The organism is Enterococcus sp. AZ009 (genome assembly GCF_050548785.1).
Lineage (GTDB): Bacteria > Bacillota > Bacilli > Lactobacillales > Enterococcaceae > Enterococcus_D > Enterococcus_D entomosocium.
Genome location: NZ_CP172960.1, coordinates 2,454,878 through 2,474,707, shown reverse-complemented (window position 1 = coordinate 2,474,707; position 19,830 = coordinate 2,454,878). Strand labels below are relative to the sequence as shown.

The following is a 19,830-nucleotide window of genomic DNA, read 5'->3' as shown; positions in this document are numbered from 1 at the left end:
AGTTTTGAAGCAATGATCATCGTTTCGTAAAGAAAGGGTTAGAAATGGTATGGAAAGCAGAAGGAGGGGAAAACGTCTTTACAAATGGACGATCGCTCAGTTGATTTTCTTGTTGACCAGCATCAGTTTCGTCAATTTGTATCTTTTAACAACGACAATAAAAGCCGAAGCAGCAGTGAATGTTTTAGATGTGGAGATTTTAAGCAATTTAACGAGTGCCAATACAAGTGGCACCTCAGTAAGCGTTCCATGGCCAGGTAGCGTGACAAATCGACCAGTGACTTTTTCTATTAAAGGCAACGGCGGGTTGAACGCTTCTGTCAATGTCAGTGGGGAAGATAAACTTGCTTTATTAGCGATCCCAGCAGAATTGAGAACTAGCATTAGTGCCAATGGATCCGCATCGATCAAGACGTCGACCACAGTCAATATTGCCAATGTCCCACTTTTGAATGCGATCTTAACAGCGCTTGATTCCTTGACCAGTTCACTAAATCTCAACCTTGGGATTGTTCAAATCGATTTGACAGCGATCAATCAGCAGATTTCTTTACTAAAGACTGTCGGAAATATTGGGAATGTTGAATTTACCAGTCCGTTGCAGTTTACGACCCAGAAAGAAGCTTTATATGCCAATATGAGTTCGAACCTTGGTGTCGTCTTAGGAACCAATGTCCCGCAAATTCTACGGAATTTAAGTACCGCGATTCAAAATACCCAGATCCGAGTGATCGGCATCGATATTGGCGGCGTCGTGCGCGCATTGCTGCAAGGGTTGCTCAATACTCTGCTTAGCACCGTGAACTCAGCGTTGAATGATTTGACAACTGTCCAAGAACAGCTGGCGGATGCAGCTGTTTTAGGAGCAACGGATGTTCAAATTCCGACGTTACTTTCAGGTCCGGGTCAGTTGACTGCAAATTGGACCGCTAATTTTTCCGCTTCTGTTTTGAAAGCAAAGCCGACGGACATCAATCTCTTGAACTTTAGTGCGCTAAATATCAGCAGTCGCCAAACCATGATTTATTTCATGGTCGAAGCACTGACGATGGATCGGACGAATCTACCGACTCAGCTGAATTTTGGCCGACATGCCATTCAAACGAAAAAGAGTGAGACGTGGCGGGCAACCGCCAACGGCGATCAAAGCGCAGCTGCTACAACTGGGATTTTACGGATCAATGATACCCGCAATCGGCAGAAAAAATGGCAAGTAAAGGTCAGACAATCCACCAATTGGGTCAATGGGACACGCACATTGCCAGCCGCCGAATTAAGGGTTCAGCTTGGCACTGTCAATTCGACCTTTACGGATGGTCGAGTGGTTTTACCTGATAATGCAACGATTGCCCTGCAGCAAAATGTCGAAAAAAATGTGGTGGCGTTGGAAAATGCGGCATCGACTGGTGGACTGACCGTTAATTTTTCCCAGTTCAATTTATTTGTACCTGAGAAAACACCTAAATTTCAAGGTCAGTATCGCGCCACAGTCGTGTGGACCGTTTCCGATACACCTTGAAAAGGAAGAGCAGAATGAAAAAGAATTCCCTTGTGCTGCTTCTGATTTTGATGATCGGCAGTTTCTGCAGTTTCGTTCCATCAGCAGTAGCCAATACGACGACCGGCAACATTGAGTTTTATGAAGGACCAACGGAAACAGCTAGCAGTGATTCAATTGATGAAGAAATTGAACCACCGCCCAGTCAAGAAACGGTCACTAACGTAGAAGAACCACTGCCGCAGCTTGCTGAAACCAATCACTTTTGGCTGCCCTTAATAGGTGGATTCTTCATTAGTCTGACATTGATCATTTGCATCAAAAAAAGGAGGATGGCAAAATGATTTCAAAGAAATCGGTAATAGGCGCATTGGGGGTATTGACCGCCCTTAGTATTGTGACCACGGTGCAAGCGGACGATACGACCGGTGTCGTAGAATATACCTCTGGTGGCATCGTGTTTGACCCGGATAAAGGCGGGAGTGATCCCAATACGCAGCTACCAACGAATTTAGATTTTGGGGCCCATGAGATCCAAACAGAAAATGCCGAAACGTGGGTGGCTACTACGGATGGGACTGGACTACCTGGCGATGGGTCCACGCTGCAAAGAGGGGCAGTTGCAGTCAGTGATAACCGAGGACAGGCAAACTCTTCTTGGGCAATTAAAGTACGGCAAGCAACCCAATTTACGGCAGGAGACAGTACGTTGGACGGTGCGGTATTAACGGTAGATACGGGTACATTGACCAACAACTTAAGTTCGCCGCCAACCGGAACCAGTGATATTGCCAATGGCGAGCTTGATTTTGCGGCGATCAACAATGAATATGCTTTCTTGACCGCCAATGCTGGTGAAGGGATCGGTGAAACGTCGATGCCTCTAGAACAATTTACCCTTTCGATCCCAGCCAATACGGAAAAACAATCGGCAACCTATCAAACGACCCTCGTTTGGACGATCAGCAGTGCTCCGACGACCCCATAGGTTAGTAGTCATTGCTTAACAGTTAGCAGAAAAAAAGCAGCTTGCCTAAGCGGCTGCTTTTTATGCTAGCTGATTTTTCTTTCCTATTTTGTGTAGAAAGGATCTGACAGGATGCATCAGAACAAACTTCGAGGCAAAGGATTTCAGTATTGGGTAGTAAGTATTCTAACGGTCTTATTTTTCATTGGTACTAGTAGTACGGGGGCAGCAGATTCACTTGATACCTTCGATGTTCAAATCAAATTGCCGGAGTCACAGCGGGACAAAGAGTTAATGTACTATGATTTGTTGCTGGAGCCCAAGGCAGAAGAAAAACTAGCAGTCATGGTTTCCAATAAAAGCGAGCAACCAATCAATCTACAGCTATCGTTTAATCGAGCGGTCACGAACATGACTGGCGTCGTTGAGTACTCTGGGGTAAATGAGGAAGCAACGCCTTCTGCTCCGTACGCGATCGAAGAACTCGTTACTTTGAGTGATGAAACACTTTCATTAGCCCCTAATGAACAAAAAGAAATCACCTTGACAGTCCGGATGCCATCTAAATCCTTTGATGGGATTTTGGCAGGGGGACTATACGTACAGCAAACCGGCAGTGAAGAATTTCAAGGGAATGTTCAAAACCTATTAGCAAGAGAAGTGGCGGTATTGCTCCGAAATAAAGAGTCAGACATCCCGCCAGCGGTCCGAATTGAAGAAGCCCATTTGGAAGAGATCAACCGCCGCAATGTCATCATCGTAGCGGTGGAAAATGCAGCAGCCGATTATCTCAGTAAAGCCACGCTTGCTTATGAAGTGTTTCATGAAGGAAAAGCAACAGCCATCAAAGGAGAAAAAGAGATCCAATTAGCGCCCAATGCATTAATGAATTACGCACTTCCGCTGGATGGAAAGGAACTGCTATCAGGAGAGTATGAAATAAAAGCGACCCTCAAAGCAGCCGATCAAGAATGGCAGGGAGAGCCGACCTTCCAAGTTGCAAGGCAAGAAGCGCAAGAAAGAAACGAGCAAGATGTCAGTATTGAAGAAACCGCTTCGCCGATCCTTCTCTATCTATCGATTGGTGGTGTTTTATGTTTGATCATCGCTTATCTGATTTGGCATAATCGAAAACTAAAACGAGCATTAAAAAAAACAGATGATAAAACCCCATGAGCACTTGTAAGAAATTCCGTATTAATATAGAAGGAAAAAAAGAAAACAATTAAAATTCACGGGATGCATGTAAATCAGAAGCATAATAAAAGCAGCAAACAGGCCATTTATTGTTCGAAATAAATGGTTTTTTGTCGTGTTCATGAAGATTCGATATGGTAAATTAAGTAGAAAATTTTTTTTGATTGCATCTTGCAGCAGCGAACGATCACTTTTATTTTGATGGAAAATCTTCAGAGGAAACAGTTGATTACCCTTAACCGGACTGCCCAAAGAGAAGGGTAGCTTTTTTTTGCGAAAAAACGAAGAATAAATAACGATTAATATTTTATTTGAACGAAGGTTATTTTTTTGAAAATCATTAGAAAGGTTGGGCAGTAGTCGGTAAGTTTTGGAATATTTAACTAGTTAAACTACTTAAAAAAACATAAGTTTTTATTGTTGTTTGCGCTTTCTGTCTTATAAATGTGTTAAGAAAGCAGTACGACGGGAACTCCTTTACTATAATAGGTTTAGACCAATTATAAAGTCTTTTCTTACTTTGTTTTTAATTTAAACTACCGTTTTTGCATAAACGTTTCGCTAATTCGTTTGAAAGTGCAAGCAGGCATTTTTAATTAAGAATACAATTAGAAATGATGTGAAAAGGAGAATTAAGATGTCTGCAAATTTGAGCAATTTCGCTGTTTATATAGTAGATGACAACTTTTTTAATGGAAATTTGATGAAAAAAATGATCACTGAAAGTCATGTTCCTTATTCTATGGTGGAGATCATTTCACCGGAAGAACTAGATTCTTTTCTTGAAGGGTACTTAACAGATGTGAACGATTTATTTTTATTTTCCATTGAAATGATGGGATTTGATCGAAGTTTTCAATTAGCAGGGCGATTGAGGGAGCAGTGCAAAAAGTGTCAAATTGCTTTTTATGGTGCCTATGCGTCCAAAATCGAAATCAAGAAACTGAATCTTATCTGTCCTTTAGGAATCATCGATACAGAAGAAAAGGATGTGGCAATGCAGTTAAGAAATTTGTTAACAGAAGCAATTGAAGTGAAACGATCATTGCTGGGAAAAAAACACTTATTAAAAATTGTTAGTAAACGAGAGTTGATGATCGTTGATGCAGAAGCAATCAACTACATAACAACGATCAAAGGTGAGCGAAACCGAATCGTATTCCATCAAAAGAAATCAGTTGAGTGCATTGAAACTTCGTTAAAGGTCATCAAACAGCTAGATTTGCCTGAGTATTATAAAGTATTCAAATCGTACATTATTAATGCGCGACAAATCAAAATGATTGATCGAACAAACAATGTTCTTTGCTTTTTTAATGGGGAAGAATTAGAAGTTGGAAAAAAAATCCGTAAAGCAATCAGTTAAAACTACATATATTTAATGGAGGAAAAAAATGAAAAAGAGAAATAAACGAATTCGTCATGGCATTGTTGTTACCGCTTTAGGTCTGTCCCAAGTGATCACTCCGGTCATGGCGCTTGCGGAAACCACGGAACAGGAACAGACCATTCGTACTTTAGATAACTCAAATCATCTGCTGGAATCAACCAGCGGCGTTGCCAATGAAACAAACACAAGCGACGCGCAAACAACTGAGACTACTCAAACGGATCGTTCTTCAGAAGAAAGCGGCGAAGCAACCTCCAAGACGGATGCAGCAACAACGAGTCAAAGTGAAACGCCTGCTACAACTTCATCAACGCATACAGCAGATACTACAGATTCGACGCAAACAAGTTCTTCAGAAACTGAATCGAAAGAGGCAAAAGGAGCCGAAAAGAGTTCCCGTGTCAGCACCCGCATCAATGGACAAGAGCTTTTAGAAAAAGGCACATTACTGACGATTGCTGGTGAGGAGTTCAGTCAAACGGAAGAAACGCGGATTTTAAACAATAGTCCGGTGAAACTGAAATTAGACTTTGAAATCAATGACGAAGACTACTTAGCCGGTACCACAGCTGTTTTTGACCTGCCGGAAGGCCTTGGTTTTAGTGATATGCAAGGAACAAATGAAGCAATCAATGCTTCGTGGGCAGTAGATAGTCGCGCCCATCAATTAACGATCACCTTTAACCAATCCATTCATGATGCATCGTTTTCGATCGAGTTGACCAGTTATCTTTATTCAGAAGACAAGCCTCAGCTAACCATTGAGATGGGCGATCAAAACCAGACAAGCTACGCCATTGATTTGTATGAAGAAGTTGACCCGATTCAATATGTGTCAGAAAAAAATGTCTTTGGGATGCAAGGAATGGTTTACTACAATACCGATCGGACATTATCTGGAACGGGAACTCTTTCACTGCATTTGGTTGATACGCCGGGGGCTTCCTTCAAAAAGATTGAGACCCAACCGTTAAAAGTCTTCAGCTATGAAGTGGATATCAAAGGAAAGATCAAGCCAGAAACACAAACAGCATTGACTGAAGGGACGGACTACACAATCACCTCAAATAGTCTCTACAATACTGCTGTTGAAGTCAAACAAATGGACAAGCAAAAGGCCTATGGTGTTTCTTATCAATTCACGATGAGTTTGACCGCGTTGACGGATTATACTTCTTCTTTTTCAAAAGGGTATCCGACGACCGGATTTGGTTCGGTACAGCTAAAACAAACAGCTGCCCAAAACAGAGGATTTTCCTTTACCGCAGCAACCAGTAAAGATGAAAAAGAAGTCGATTCTAGGTATTATATGGGGGTTGCTTCTGCCAGTTTTATGAATGGCCTTTCTAAAGGAAACTACTATGTATCAATTCATCAAATGCCGACGGAGATGAAAGCAGGTCAACAAATCATTCTTTCGAGTCAAAACGGACAGCCGATCACGGCGAAACAGTTAACAGCAAGAGACGCCTTCTATCAAAATGTGACTTTTACGGATTATTTTTCTGTCGAAAATAATGGGGACAAACTGATTGTGACGGCCACAAAAGACAGCAATCTCACTCTTGGTTCCACGAACATAACCGTACCCTTTGATCAGAAAGATATCATCCTCAATGTCTCGACACCGTTAATTGCTAATAAAGAATTCAAAATCGTTGAAGACAACTACGTCGAACCAATCAGTGTTCTTAATCCCAATAACGCTGAAACTGCTTGGGGAAATTATGATCAAAATGGTGCCTATGCCAGTGACACTTCAGTCAATATCGAAGGCAGCACCTCACAACCGATCGAAAATTTACAAATGTTTATTGAACATCCCGAGTATCTTTCTTTAAGAAAGGTACCAAAAGTCGGCTTCTATTATACTTTAGGAACTGATTATACGATTGAAGAAGTAGCAGGCGGAACGATGGTCACCTTTACGTCGCCCATTACCTATTCTGTTCAATTTGATATTGGCTTCAATTATGTGCCAGATAGTTTAGCACCGACAAAATCAATTCCTAACGATACAATTCCAATCACTATTTCCGCGACAGGACTTGACACGGTTCATACCTCCGTCTATACCGGAAGAAAATTGTATTCTGAACGCACGCTCCAAAGCAGTAAGAATCAGTTTTTAGTCAACGCTCGTCAAGATACCATCAGTGATTTGACTGTTGAGACCCATGTTCCGAAAAATACGGATGTTGTGTTTTCGATCATCGATGTTTCCAATGAACAAGTCAGTGGCATTTATCCACAGTACTGGGATCGTGGTTATTATGATAATCAAGCCATGAAAGAAAGCGATCCGAATTATCCAACGATCACCCATGATGAGGCAACCAACTATTATACCTTTGATTTTGGGACGACTAACCATCGCTACATCATTTCCTATAAGTACGCCAATGGTTGGCAGGAAATGAGTACGATTTATGTACCCGGTTTTGCAAAAGAGCCGCTATCAAATAATCAGCAAGGCTCAACAACCGTTTCGGTCTCCAATACAGCGACGGATATTATTGGGATTACTCAAAATACCGTGAATAATACAAAAAACATGACTCAGGTCAAGGTCACAACAAAAAATATCGATGATGGCTCGAAAAAAGTAGCAAATCCAATGATCCTTCTAAAATCATTGGGAAATACCAATGGTGAAATCGATCTTAGGTCAATCAATGTTTCAAATGTGCCAGACGATAGCTACGAAATCAAAGAAGTTGACGGAGACGTACAGCTTGTCTTTTCAAACTATGTTTTAACGAAAAATATCGAAATCAGTTACAACGTACTTTCACAAAACGCCGGCCAAATCTCAGCTTCAGCAACGATCGTTTCTGATACGATTGATACCTTGTCGGAAGCCAAACGGACGGCTACTTCGACGGTGACTAACCTGCAATTTTCGGCAGGTGATTCAAACGGGATCATTTACAAAACTAGTGCGTCACTTGATGTTTATAATACCGAAGAACCAACTCAGAAAATTGCAGGCGTTACATTGATGCTTTGGAATCAGTTGACTGGAGATGTTATTTCTGTTGTAACGGATGAGAAGGGAGAGTATCAATTAGCTGATATTTATACAGGGACCTATACGCTTTATGTTTCTTACGTCCCAGAAGGCTACGTTGTGCCCCAGGAGCTTCAACTCGGAAAAGAAGTCCAAGTGAATCGGACGGGCAATCATTTCTCTGTGGGCATCACGCCAGAAGAAGATTTATCAACGATCGTCACGAAAGATAGTACAATCTATGTGGGAGACGAGTGGCATGCTGTAGATAACTTTGTCTCAGCAACAGACAAGCATGGCAATGCGTTGACCTTCTCGGAAATTACCGTCAACGGTGAGGTCGACACATCTAAAGTCGGCACTTATGAAGTCAAATACATGAATGGCAACGTGAGCGAGACAGCGACGATCACTGTGGTGGCCAACCAAGAAACGGTGGCAGCCAAAGACAGCACGTTATATGTGGGCGATGCATGGACAGCAGCTGATAATTTTCTAGCGGCAACGGATAAAGACGGTAACACAGTGGCAATCACAGAAGTGACCATCACCGGTGAAGTTGACACGGATACACCTGGAGAATACCAAGTAATCTATCGTAACGGCAAAGCCGAAGCAACAGCTACGATCACGGTCTTAGCAGACCAAACTTCGGTTAAAGCCAAAGACAGCACCTTATACATCGGGGACGACTGGCATGCGGTTGATAACTTTGTTTCGGCAACGGACAAAACAGGAGCGAACGTTCCATTTTCAAATGTGACAGTTAGTGGAGCCGTGGATACTTCCAAAGAAGGCCAATATTTAGTGGTTTATCAAAATGGCAATCAAAAAGCAGTCGCCACGATCACCGTGGTTGCCAATCAAGAAACAGTCGTTGCCAAGGATAGTACACTTTATGTTGGAGATGCGTGGGAGCTTGCGGATAATTTTGTTTCAGCAACGGATAAGAAGGGACAACCGTTAAGCTTGGCAGAAGTCACCACCAGTGGTGACGTGGATACGAAAGTACCAGGAGAATACCAAGTAACCTATCGCAATGGCAAAGCCGAAGCAACTGCCACGATTACCGTGTTAGCGGATCAAACGAGCGTTCAAGCTAAAGACAGTACTTTATATGTCGGTGATGAATGGGAAGCCGCCGACAACTTTGTTTCCGCAACGGACAAAACCGGATCAAACCTACCATTTTCAGGAGTGACGGTTAGTGGGTCAGTCGATACCTCCAAAGCAGGCGAATATCCAGTGGTTTACCAGAATGGCCATGTTAAAGCAACGGCGACGATTACGGTCGTTGCCAACCAAGAAACGGTAGTCGCCAAAGATAGTACGATTTATGAAGGCGATGACTGGCAAGTCGCCGATAACTTTGTGTCGGCAACAGACAAAGACGGTAACGCAGTAAAACTGGCTGATATCACAACGATAGGTACAGTCGACAGCGCCATACCAGGGAAATATGAAGTAATTTATCGCAATGGCAAAGCTGAGGCGAAAGCGACGATCACCGTGTTAGCTGAGCAAACATCAGTTAAAGCCAAAGATAGCACCTTATATGTCGGGGATGACTGGCAAGCAATCGACAACTTTGTCTCAGCCACAGACAAAACCGGAGCAAACCTACCATTTTCAGGAGTGACGGTTAGTGGGTCAGTCGATACCTCCAAAGCAGGCGAATATCCAGTGGTTTACCAAAATGGCCATGTCAAAGCAACGGCGACGATTACGGTCGTTGCCAACCAAGAAACGGTAGTCGCCAAAGATAGTACGATTTATGAAGGCGATGACTGGCAAGTTGCCGATAACTTTGTGTCGGCAACAGACAAAGACGGCAACGCAGTAAAACTGGCTGATATCACAACGATAGGTACAGTCGACAGCGCCATACCAGGGAAATATGAAGTAATTTATCGCAATGGCAAAGCTGAGGCGAAAGCGACGATCACCGTGTTAGCTGATCAAACAAGCATTAAAGCTAAAGACAGTACCTTATACGTCGGCGACGATTGGGAAGCTGCCGACAACTTTGTCTCAGCCACAGACAAAACGGGAGCAAATCTATCGTTTTCAGGAGTGACGGTTAGTGGCACAGTCGATACCTCCAAAGCAGACGAGTACCCAGTGGTTTATCAAAATGGCAATGTAAAAGCAACTGCGATGATTACCGTGGTGGCTGACCAAGAAACGGTAGTTGCCAAAGACAGTACGATTTATGAGGGTGAAGACTGGCAAGCAGCCGATAACTTTGTGTCTGCAACAGATAAAGACGGCAACGAAGTGCAACTGACTGATATCACAACAGTAGGTACAGTTGACAGCACCACACCAGGCAGATACCAAGTAACCTATCGCAATGGCAAAGCCGAAGCCACTGCCACAATTACCGTGTTGGCAGACCAGACCTCTGTGACTGTGAAAGATAGCGTGATTTATGTTGGTGACAACTGGACAGCTGCCGACAATTTTGTCTCCGCTACAGATCGTGATGGTAAGACACTTACGTTGGAGCAACTGTTGGTGGACGGTTCGGTTGATACCAAAAAAACCGGAACCTATCAAGTCACCTATTCAATCGTAACCGATGAAGCAGCAACTCCTAACTTTTTCGCACGCTTATTTGGTACTGACTCACAAGAAGCAGTCACCGCCACAGCGACGATCAAAGTCATTGAAAAAGCAGAAGAACCAGAGGAAAATGATAAGCAGCCAGAGAAAGATGATTCTAATAAAGGGCAAGAAAAACCAACGGATGCAGGACAGCCTGATAAACAAAGCAAAGCGACCGCAAAGAACAAGCGGGTGTTACCAAAGACCGGTACAGCCATCACTCAAGGCTATTCGATTGCAGGAGTGAGCCTTATTGCACTAGCGGGGATCGTCTTCTTTCGTAAGAAACACACGAACAAAAGCAGAAAAACAAAATAAGTCTCAATGACTCTAACAGCGGATATCCTTCACGATATCCGCTGTTTTTGTTTTTTTTCTAAAAAAAACCTGCTGTATTGCGGTTTTCTTGTCCGATAAGCAGCCGTATAAAGAAGATATAAAGATGCTAGCAGAAGATTTACACTATTTTTATTTCTTTTTGCGTATGCTTACGTCATGAAGGAGTGAAGAATATGAATCTTGTTTTAGGAATAATCGGAGTGATCGTAATGATCTATCTCTTTTGGTACTTGTTTGAGGGGGGAGAACGATGAGTAGCTATTTTGTGCAGGGCTTTTTATTTTTACTTATCTTACTAGCAGCAGCGGTTCCTTTGGGCTGGTATATCAAAGAAATCATGCAAGGAAAAACACCGCGGTTTGTCCGCTTTATTCAACCCATTGAACGGTTGACCTATCGAGTGATTGGTTCGGTCAGCAAAAAAGAAATGACCGCCAAAACCTATCTATTTTCCGTCTTGGCCGTCAGCGTCTTTTCCATCATCGGATTGACCGGATTATTGATGGTCCAGCACTGGTTACCGCAAGGGGCGGCCGTTGAGAATTTGTCCTTTGACTTAGCATTGAACACAGCCGTCAGTTTTGTAACGAACACGAACTGGCAAGCTTACGCTGGGGAAGAAGCACTGACCAATCTTTCCCAAGCATTAGGATTAACGGTGCAAAATTTCTTATCTGCGGCAGTAGGACTAGCCGCACTTTGTGCCTTGATTCGTGGGCTGCAGCAAAAACAAAAACGAACAGTAGGAAATTTTTGGCAAGACATCACCCGTTCCTTGCTCTATATCCTTTTACCACTCTCATTGATTTTAGCAATCTTGCTCCTGTCTCAAGGCGTCGTCCAAACGTTGAGCAGCGGCATTGAAGTCAATGGATTTGAGGGAGAATCCTTTTGGATGGCGCTCGGACCGGTAGCGAGTCAAATCGCCATCAAGCAATTAGGGACCAACGGCGGCGGTTTTTTTGGTGCCAACGCTGCCCATCCATTTGAAAACCCAACGATGTTCAGTAATTTTTTAGAAAACTTAGCGATCTTGTTGCTGCCAGCTGCTTTGATTTTTGCCTTTGGCTTTTGGATCAAAGAGTGGAAACAAGGACGTACGATCTTGATCACCGCAACCGTCTTTTTGATCCTTGCTTTTATTGGCGTAGTGATCAGTGAAGCCTATGGACCGCAATTCAGTCAAGTGCTTGGAACGGCCAATCTAGAAGGCAAAGAAGTACGTTTTGGTATCGGTTGGTCGAGCCTCTGGGCAGTGAGTACCACCGCCGCTTCCAGTGGATCAGTCAATGCCATGCTGGATAGTTTCACACCACTCGGGGGTGCGATCCCAATGTTCTTGATGCAGCTGGGGGAAATCATCTTTGGCGGTGTCGGTAGCGGACTTTATGGCATGATCGCTTTTCTATTATTGACGGTCTTTATCGCTGGTTTACTCGTGGGACGAACACCAGAATATATCGGCAAAAAAATCGAAGCCTTTGACATTAAAATGACGAGTATCGTTATTTTGACGCCATTGCTACTGACGCTTTTCGGGGCTATGTTGATGACCTTGCATCCTGACATCATGAGCTGGCTAACCAACCAAGGCGCCCATGGCTTTAGCGAACTATTGTATGCAGCAACTTCCTTCAGCAACAACAACGGGAGTGCCTTTGGCGGCTTGACCGCAGATACTGTTTTCCTGAATAGTTTGGGTAGTATCTTGATGTTCGTTTCACGTTTCGTTCCCATCGCAGCCATCTTGTATCTGGCAGAAAACATGGGTGCCAAAAAGAAAACCGTTCGTAATGAAGGAACCTTGTCAACCACGAGTCCAGTCTTTGTCACGATGCTGATTATTGTGATCATCGTGATCGGTGCACTGAGCTTTTTACCAGCGATGGCTTTAGGCCCAATCGCAGACTTCTTTACAACGAAATAGGAGAGAGAAAAAATGAAAAAAATCTATCAATGGGCGATCGGCGAATCCTTTAAGAAATTGGATCCTCGCCAACAAATCAAAAACCCCGTGATGTTTGTGGTTTACCTAGGGGCGATCTTGACAACGATTTTATGTTTTCAAGAACAAACGGTCCCGTTGTGGTTTAGCATCAGTGTGACCGTCTTCTTATGGTTGACTATATTGTTTGCCAATTTTGCCGAAGCAGTGGCAGAAGGGCGCGGCAAAGCACAAGCGGATAGTTTGAAGCAAGCCAAAAAAGACATCATGACCTACAAAGTCATGTCCTTGGAAGATGTCGCCAAAGAGGCTTTTATCGAAGTCCGTTCCTCCGATTTGAAAAAAGGCGACTTGGTTTATGTTCCTTCTGGCGAACAAATTCCTGCCGATGGGGATGTCGTGGAAGGTGCTGCTTCGGTGGACGAAAGTGCCATCACAGGAGAATCAGCACCTGTCATTCGTGAATCTGGTGGCGACCGTAGTGCAGTCACGGGAGGAACCTTAGTCGTTTCCGATTACTTGGTCATTAAAGTGACCGCTGAAAATGGTCATTCTTTTTTGGATAAGATGATTGCGATGGTGGAAGGGACACAGCGGAAAAAAACACCCAATGAGATTGGCTTGCAGCTGTTCTTAGTGACACTGACCATCATCTTCTTGGCTGTTTCCATCACATTGATTCCCTTTACTGATTTTAGCAGTCAGTTATCTGGTCGGGGAACGGCGATTTCCAGTGTGATCGTGATCGCTTTACTGATTTGTCTCGCACCAACCACGATCGGCGCCTTGATTTCCTCGATTGGGATCGCTGGAATGAGCCGTTTGACCAAAGAAAACGTCATCGCCATGAGTGGACGCGCGATTGAAGCTGCAGGAGATGTGGATGTTTTGCTGCTGGATAAAACAGGAACCATTACTCTGGGAAACCGCCGTGCCAGCGAGTTCTTACCGGTACCGGGGGTCACCGCCAAAGAGTTAGCAGATGCAGCGCAGTTGGCATCTTTTGCCGATGAAACGGCAGAAGGACGCAGTATCGTAATTTTAGCCAAAGAAGCCTTCAATATTCGTGAACGGGTATTTCAGCAAGCTGATGTCCATTGGATCGATTTTAGTGCCAAAACACGGATGTCTGGGATCGATTATCGTGGCGATGAGATCCGTAAAGGAGCTGCCGATACGATCAAGCAATATGTGACGGCAAAAGGGCAGACCTATCCCACTGCGTGTGACGAGATCGTAGAAAAAGTCGCTAAGGCTGGTGGAACCCCATTGGTCGTAGTGAAAAATGGCCAGGTACTCGGAGTCGTTTATTTAAAAGACATCGTGAAAAACGGCGTCAAAGAAAAATTTGCCGACATGCGCAAGATGGGCATCAAGACGATCATGATCACCGGAGACAACCCCTTGACGGCAGCTGCTATTGCTGCGGAAGCGGGCGTCGATGATTTCTTAGCCGAAGCAACACCAGAAAACAAAATGAACCTGATTCGCGAATATCAGGAAAAAGGGCATTTGGTGGCGATGACGGGGGATGGAACCAACGATGCACCCGCACTCGCCCAAGCCGATGTGGCAATGGCGATGAACACTGGTACACAAGCAGCCAAAGAAGCGGGCAATATGATCGACCTTGATTCCAGCCCAACCAAATTACTGCAAGTAGTCCAAATTGGTAAACAGCTGCTGATGACCCGTGGGGCATTGACGACCTTTAGTATCGCGAATGATATCGCCAAATATTTCGCAGTGATCCCTGTCCTGTTTTATGCGATTTATCCAGAACTTGCAGCGCTGAATATCATGAATCTTGGTAGTCCCTTAACGGCGATTTTGTCCGCAGTCATTTACAATGCAGTCGTGATCATCGCCTTGATCCCTCTGGCGTTAAAAGGGGTCAAATACCAAGAAAAACCAGCCAGCCAAATGCTGCGGCACAATCTTGTCGTCTACGGCCTAGGCGGCATCATCGCACCATTCATTTGTATCAAGCTAGTAGATTTGCTTTTGTCAGCTGTTCTACTATAAGAGAAGTCCATCAGAGTCAAAGAGTCATTTAGGAGGAAAACATGATGAAGAACACCCTCTTTGCTAGTATCAAATTTTTACTATTTAGTACCGTGCTATTTGGCGGTCTCTATACATTATTGGTCACCGGTGTCGGACAAGTCTTTTTTGCCCATCAAGCCAACGGCAGTCAGATCGTGGAAGGTGGAGAGGTCAAAGGGTCTGAGCTGCTTGCACAACCCTTTGACCAAGCAGGTTACTTCCAAGGCCGTGATCAAACCTTTTCACAATTGTCGCCCTATGATCCGACCCAAAAAAAGACTGTAGCTGAGCGGACAGCGGCGTTACTGGCAGAAAACCCAACCCAAACCAGTGTGCCGATCGATCTCGTGACCGCTTCGGGTAGTGGCGTTGATCCTGATATCAGTGTCGAAGCGGCACTTTTTCAACTGCCGCGGATCGCTGACACAAGAGGCATCGATGAACAAACAATTCATGATATAATAAACAGAAATAAAGTAGCTGATCTGTTCTCCACGAGAGAATATGTCAATATCATGACCTTGAATCAGCAGCTCGATCAATTACCCGAAGAATAGGGGGAAGCATCTATGAGTGAAAACAACCAGCAGACAATCCCAGAAGAGATGCTGCTGCAAGCCGGATTTGGCCCCAAACGTGGCAAGCTGCGGGTATTTTTCGGTTTTGCTGCCGGTGTCGGAAAAACCTATACGATGTTAACCGAAGCCCATGAGTGTTTGCTCATGGGCAAAAATGTGGTGATCGGCTATATCGAACCCCACAAACGTCCCGATACCAATCGATTGCTTGAAGGGTTACCACAAGTACCATTAAAGCAATACCAGCACAAGCAATTGACCCTATATGAGCCGGATATCGATCGACTGATCCAACTAAAACCAGATATCGTCTTGATCGATGAGTTAGCACATACCAATCCCATTGGTGCGCGAAACAAAAAACGTTACCAAGATGTTGATGAACTTTTGCATGTAGGAATCACCGTCTACACGACCATCAATGTCCAGCATATCGAAAGTCTGAATGACATCGTGGAAAAGGTCACGGAAGTGGAAGTCAGAGAAACTGTACCCGACACCTTTTTCCAGCACGCCAGCTTACGAGTGGTGGACGTTGAACCAGACGAACTGATTGATCGGTTGGAACAAGGCAAAATCTATGCCGATGAAAATGCCAAGCGGGCACTAAAAAACTTTTTTACGCCAGAAAAACTTGATCATTTACGTGGATTAGCGATCCAAAAAGCTTCCAATCATATCAATCAAATGAACGGCGGTCGAAAACGAGTCCAAAGCAAGCTTTTGACGATTATTGATGATCGCTTGCCTAAAATGGCAGAGAAATGCATTCGTTGGACCGCCCGCTTAGCCCAAGGAGTGGGGGCGGAATGGACGGTGATTCAAGTTCGATCGTTAGATGATACACCTACCGAGGTGCCATTGGCAGAGCGTTTGGGAGCAGAAGTCATCAACATCGAAGCGGATGACAGTTTTGAGACCATCGTAGAGTATGCCAAAATGACGGGTGCCAGTGACATTATCATGGGGAAACAGGTTTCTCAGAAGTGGTTCCAAAAATTGTTTGTCGAGGATTTGGAAGACCGCTTGATTCGGCGCCTTGATGATATTGAGATCCATTTGATTCCTTTTAAAGAAAAAATGCAGCGACCACGGCTGAAGTTTTCGCAATTATTTGAAGGCGGTGGTCGAGATTTCACCTTGACCTTTGGGCTGATCATGCTCGCTACCATAGTGACAGAAGGCATGCAGTACTTACATTTCGGCGATCAGAATTTGATGCTGGTTTATATCTTTTTTGTTCTCTTAGTGGCACGTTACACAAGTGGCTATCTTTGGAGTGCCATGGCATCGATCATTAGTGTCCTTTCTTACAATTGGTTCTTTGTCGAACCCTTGTATTCCTTGACGGTCTATAAAGCAGGCTATCCAATCACATTAGTGATCATGCTGATCGTTGCCTTAATGATCAGTAATTTGATGGTTCGATTGAAGACCCAGGCAGAAAATGCCAAGGAAAAAGAGCATCAAATGGAGATATTGTATGAGTTGAACAAACAATACATGGAAACGCGGAATGAGCAAGACATTTATGAAAGTACGACCACCTATTTGGCACGCTTACTCCAGCGAGAAGTGGCGTTATATGACAGAGAAGGTCACTTGAGAAGTCTGCATTCTTCAAGAGAAACATTGTCTCAACTAACTGGCAAGGATGAGAAAGCCGTCGCTTTTTGGGTCGTGAAAAATCAAAAAGAAGCCGGTCGCGGCACAGATACTCTGATTGGTGCCAATGGATTTTACTTGCCGATCGTTTTAAACGGCAAACCACTAGGCGCCCTTGGGGTAGAACGCAACGAGGAGCATCAGTTGGCCAATAGTCAATTGAATTACTTGCGCCTTGTGATCACCCAAATTGCTACCGTGTTGGAGCAAGTCTCTCTGGCGAGTGAGAAAGAACAGATCCAATTAGAAAACGAACGGGAAAAAGTCCGCAGCAATCTACTGCGTGCGGTTTCTCATGACTTGCGGACGCCACTGACGACGATTTCTGGCATTGCCGAAACATTGAGCGAAACCGAAGGCGCGATCAAAAAGGAAACGAAACAAAAGCTGCTAGGAGATATCCAAAGTGAATCCCAGTGGTTGATCCGCATGGTCGAAAACTTACTGTCGGTGACCCGCATCAATTTGACTAACATGGCGGTCAAGCGCAGTGAAGAACCAATCGAAGAAATTATCGAAGCGGTTTTAACGCACCTAAAAAAAGTCTATCCGCAACAAAAAATCATCGTGAAGATGCCCGATCAGCTGATTTTTGTCCAAGTCGATCCCATCTTGATCGAACAAGCCTTGTTTAATTTGATTGAAAATGGCGTACGCCATGGAACCGCCGATACACCGATTTTCTTGCGGGTTTTTCAGGAGCAAGAAGTGGTCATTGAAATCGAGAACCAAGGGGAGATCCCCCTAGGGCAATACCAAAAAATCCAAGCGAATTTGACCAATGACACCGAAGTGCCGGTGGATTCCAAAAATGGACTAGGCATCGGACTGAGTATCGTTAAAACCATCATCCATGCCCATGAAGGCAAATTGGCGATCGAAACGAAAGCCGGCAGTACCATCTTTCGTATTTATTTAAAGCAGTAAGGAGGAAGAACATGCAGCGACATTTTTTATTGATTGAAGATGATTCGAATATCGTTGATTTTATGGAGGTCGTCTTGCAAAGAGAACACTACAACTTTACGTCAGTTGGTACGGGCATGGAGGCATTGATGCTCTTGCAGGAAGAAACTATTGACTTCATCTTGCTGGATCTGGGCTTACCGGACATTGATGGCATGGAGCTGTTAAAAATCATTCGTAAGCGCATGAACACACCGATCATCGTGATCTCTGCCCGCAAAGATGAACAAGACAAAGTGCAAGCGTTAGACCTCGGTGCCGATGATTATGTAACAAAGCCCTTCAGTACCAATGAATTATTTGCCCGTATCCGCACGGCATTGCGGCACAAGGAGTCAGCTGCCTTTAGTAGCAGCCCGATTCTCGTAAACAAGGAGTTAACGATCGATTTTGAGAAGAAAATCCTGTACAAGAATCAAAATGAGATCCATTTGACCAAAAACGAATACCGTATCATGGCAGTAATGTTCAAGAATTTAGGCAAAGTCGTCACTTACGATACGCTCACCAGTGAAGTCTGGGGACCTTTTGCAGCGGATGCACAAACCTTACGAGTCAATATCTCAAACATTCGCAAAAAAATCGAAACCAATACGCTACAGCCAGAATATTTGATCACTGAAATCGGCGTCGGGTATCGCTTGCGGGAGTATCCAGCAGAATCTTCTGTATAAGTTCGATTCAATCCTAAACAGCCTCCTCCTAAAATTTAGGAGGAGGCTGTTTACTTTCATTGCATCAATGACCATAGTATCCACTGCTTTATACCATTTGACAGTGCCAATCCAAGGGAAGATGGGACTGCACGAAGGGAAAAATAATCAATCATGTTGCTCATTCAAATTTTGTATATTTGTCCTATATGTATTGCTGGGAAATATGTTGTTTGATCAGTTATACTTTTTTTATTAAACAGTTTCCAAAGGGTTCGTTAACTAACAGGTAGAAAAAAAAAGGAAAAAGAGCAGCATCAACGATGCCACTCCATGGTGTTTTCGATTTCATTGGTATCAGAATCCAGTTGTTCAGAAACGATGGTAAAGCCGTTTTTGAGATAAAACGCAATAGCAGCTGTATTTTTTTGGTAGACATTCAGAGTCAGCTTCTCGTGTTCTGCTTGTGCTTTTTGTAAAAGCTGCTTGCCAATGCCGTGGGCACGATAGTCTTTCAAAACGAAAATACCAGCGATATAATCACCCAACATCCCGATGAAGCCGACGGGCTGATCATCCACCGAATAGGTGTAAATAAGGGCATCAGAGAAGGCTTTTTTCACAAAATCATAGTTATCTTGCCAATGGGCAGCCGAAATAAAGTCATGGGCATCCAAATTACTTTGCAGCCAAATCTGGGCGATGGTTTCTAATTCAGAATCAGTAAATTGGGTCACTTGTTGTATCATGAGAACCTCCGTTTTTATTCAGTATAGCATAGGTCCAGTACTGATTGCTGCGAATCGCGGCACTTTCGTAGACAATCGGTCAGGAGACGAACCGCTTGATAAGTAACGAAGGTTAAATGACGAAGAAAAGCAATCTTTTTCGTTGAAATATTCTAACAATTTTGTTTCAGCTAGATGTCAATTTCTTGCAGCCAGATGTTATTTGTGTGAAAACAGCCCC

12 protein-coding genes are annotated in these 19,830 nt (G+C 43.9%); 11 read left to right on the top strand and 1 reads right to left on the bottom strand.

The window, feature by feature from the left end:
* Positions 1-49: 49 nt before the first annotated feature.
* The 11 genes from IGJ74_RS11850 (at position 50) to IGJ74_RS11800 (ending at position 18,882) form a co-directional block, all read left to right on the top strand.
* Positions 50-1,519, top strand: a complete 1,470-nt coding sequence (locus IGJ74_RS11850) for an adhesive domain-containing protein (RefSeq protein WP_218192939.1) — start codon at positions 50-52, stop codon at positions 1,517-1,519.
* A 14-nt stretch (positions 1,520-1,533) separates the two neighbouring features.
* On the top strand, positions 1,534-1,842 hold the full coding sequence (locus IGJ74_RS11845; protein WP_016620539.1) for a hypothetical protein: 309 nt from the start codon (positions 1,534-1,536) through the stop codon (positions 1,840-1,842).
* Positions 1,839-2,486 (top strand): WxL domain-containing protein, encoded by a 648-nt coding sequence (locus tag IGJ74_RS11840; protein WP_005235021.1) that lies wholly within the window; start codon positions 1,839-1,841, stop codon positions 2,484-2,486. The genes IGJ74_RS11845 and IGJ74_RS11840 overlap by 4 nt, the downstream gene beginning before the upstream one ends.
* 111 nt (positions 2,487-2,597) lie before the next feature.
* Positions 2,598-3,641 carry a DUF916 and DUF3324 domain-containing protein gene (locus IGJ74_RS11835; RefSeq protein ID WP_087663930.1) on the top strand — a complete coding sequence of 348 codons (1,044 nt, stop codon included), beginning with the start codon at positions 2,598-2,600 and terminating at the stop codon, positions 3,639-3,641.
* 658 nt (positions 3,642-4,299) lie between these two features.
* A complete protein-coding gene (locus IGJ74_RS11830) occupies positions 4,300-5,028 on the top strand; it encodes a LytTR family DNA-binding domain-containing protein (protein ID WP_005235024.1) in 729 nt (242 codons plus the stop codon).
* 28 nt (positions 5,029-5,056) lie between these two features.
* Positions 5,057-10,987, top strand: coding sequence for a bacterial Ig-like domain-containing protein (locus IGJ74_RS11825; RefSeq protein WP_218192940.1), 5,931 nt, complete (start codon positions 5,057-5,059; stop codon positions 10,985-10,987).
* Positions 10,988-11,258: 271 nt separating this feature from the next.
* Positions 11,259-12,935, top strand: coding sequence for a potassium-transporting ATPase subunit KdpA (kdpA, locus tag IGJ74_RS11820; RefSeq protein WP_087663932.1), 1,677 nt, complete (start codon positions 11,259-11,261; stop codon positions 12,933-12,935).
* A 12-nt stretch (positions 12,936-12,947) separates the two neighbouring features.
* On the top strand, positions 12,948-14,978 hold the full coding sequence (gene kdpB, locus IGJ74_RS11815) for a potassium-transporting ATPase subunit KdpB (RefSeq protein ID WP_087663933.1): 2,031 nt from the start codon (positions 12,948-12,950) through the stop codon (positions 14,976-14,978).
* 41 nt (positions 14,979-15,019) lie between these two features.
* A complete protein-coding gene (locus IGJ74_RS11810) occupies positions 15,020-15,556 on the top strand; it encodes a potassium-transporting ATPase subunit C (protein WP_087663934.1) in 537 nt (178 codons plus the stop codon).
* Between the two features lie 12 nt (positions 15,557-15,568).
* Positions 15,569-18,169 carry a sensor histidine kinase gene (locus tag IGJ74_RS11805; protein ID WP_087663935.1) on the top strand — a complete coding sequence of 867 codons (2,601 nt, stop codon included), beginning with the start codon at positions 15,569-15,571 and terminating at the stop codon, positions 18,167-18,169.
* 11 nt (positions 18,170-18,180) lie between these two features.
* Positions 18,181-18,882: a response regulator transcription factor gene (locus IGJ74_RS11800; RefSeq protein ID WP_016613477.1), complete on the top strand. Its 702-nt coding sequence runs from the start codon at positions 18,181-18,183 to the stop codon at positions 18,880-18,882.
* 296 nt (positions 18,883-19,178) lie between these two features.
* Here the strand turns inward: IGJ74_RS11800 and IGJ74_RS11795 are convergent, their stop codons facing one another.
* The gene (locus tag IGJ74_RS11795; protein ID WP_016613476.1) at positions 19,179-19,610 is read right to left on the bottom strand and encodes a GNAT family N-acetyltransferase; all 432 of its coding nucleotides are present in this window, start codon (positions 19,608-19,610) and stop codon (positions 19,179-19,181) included.
* Positions 19,611-19,830 lie beyond the last annotated feature (220 nt).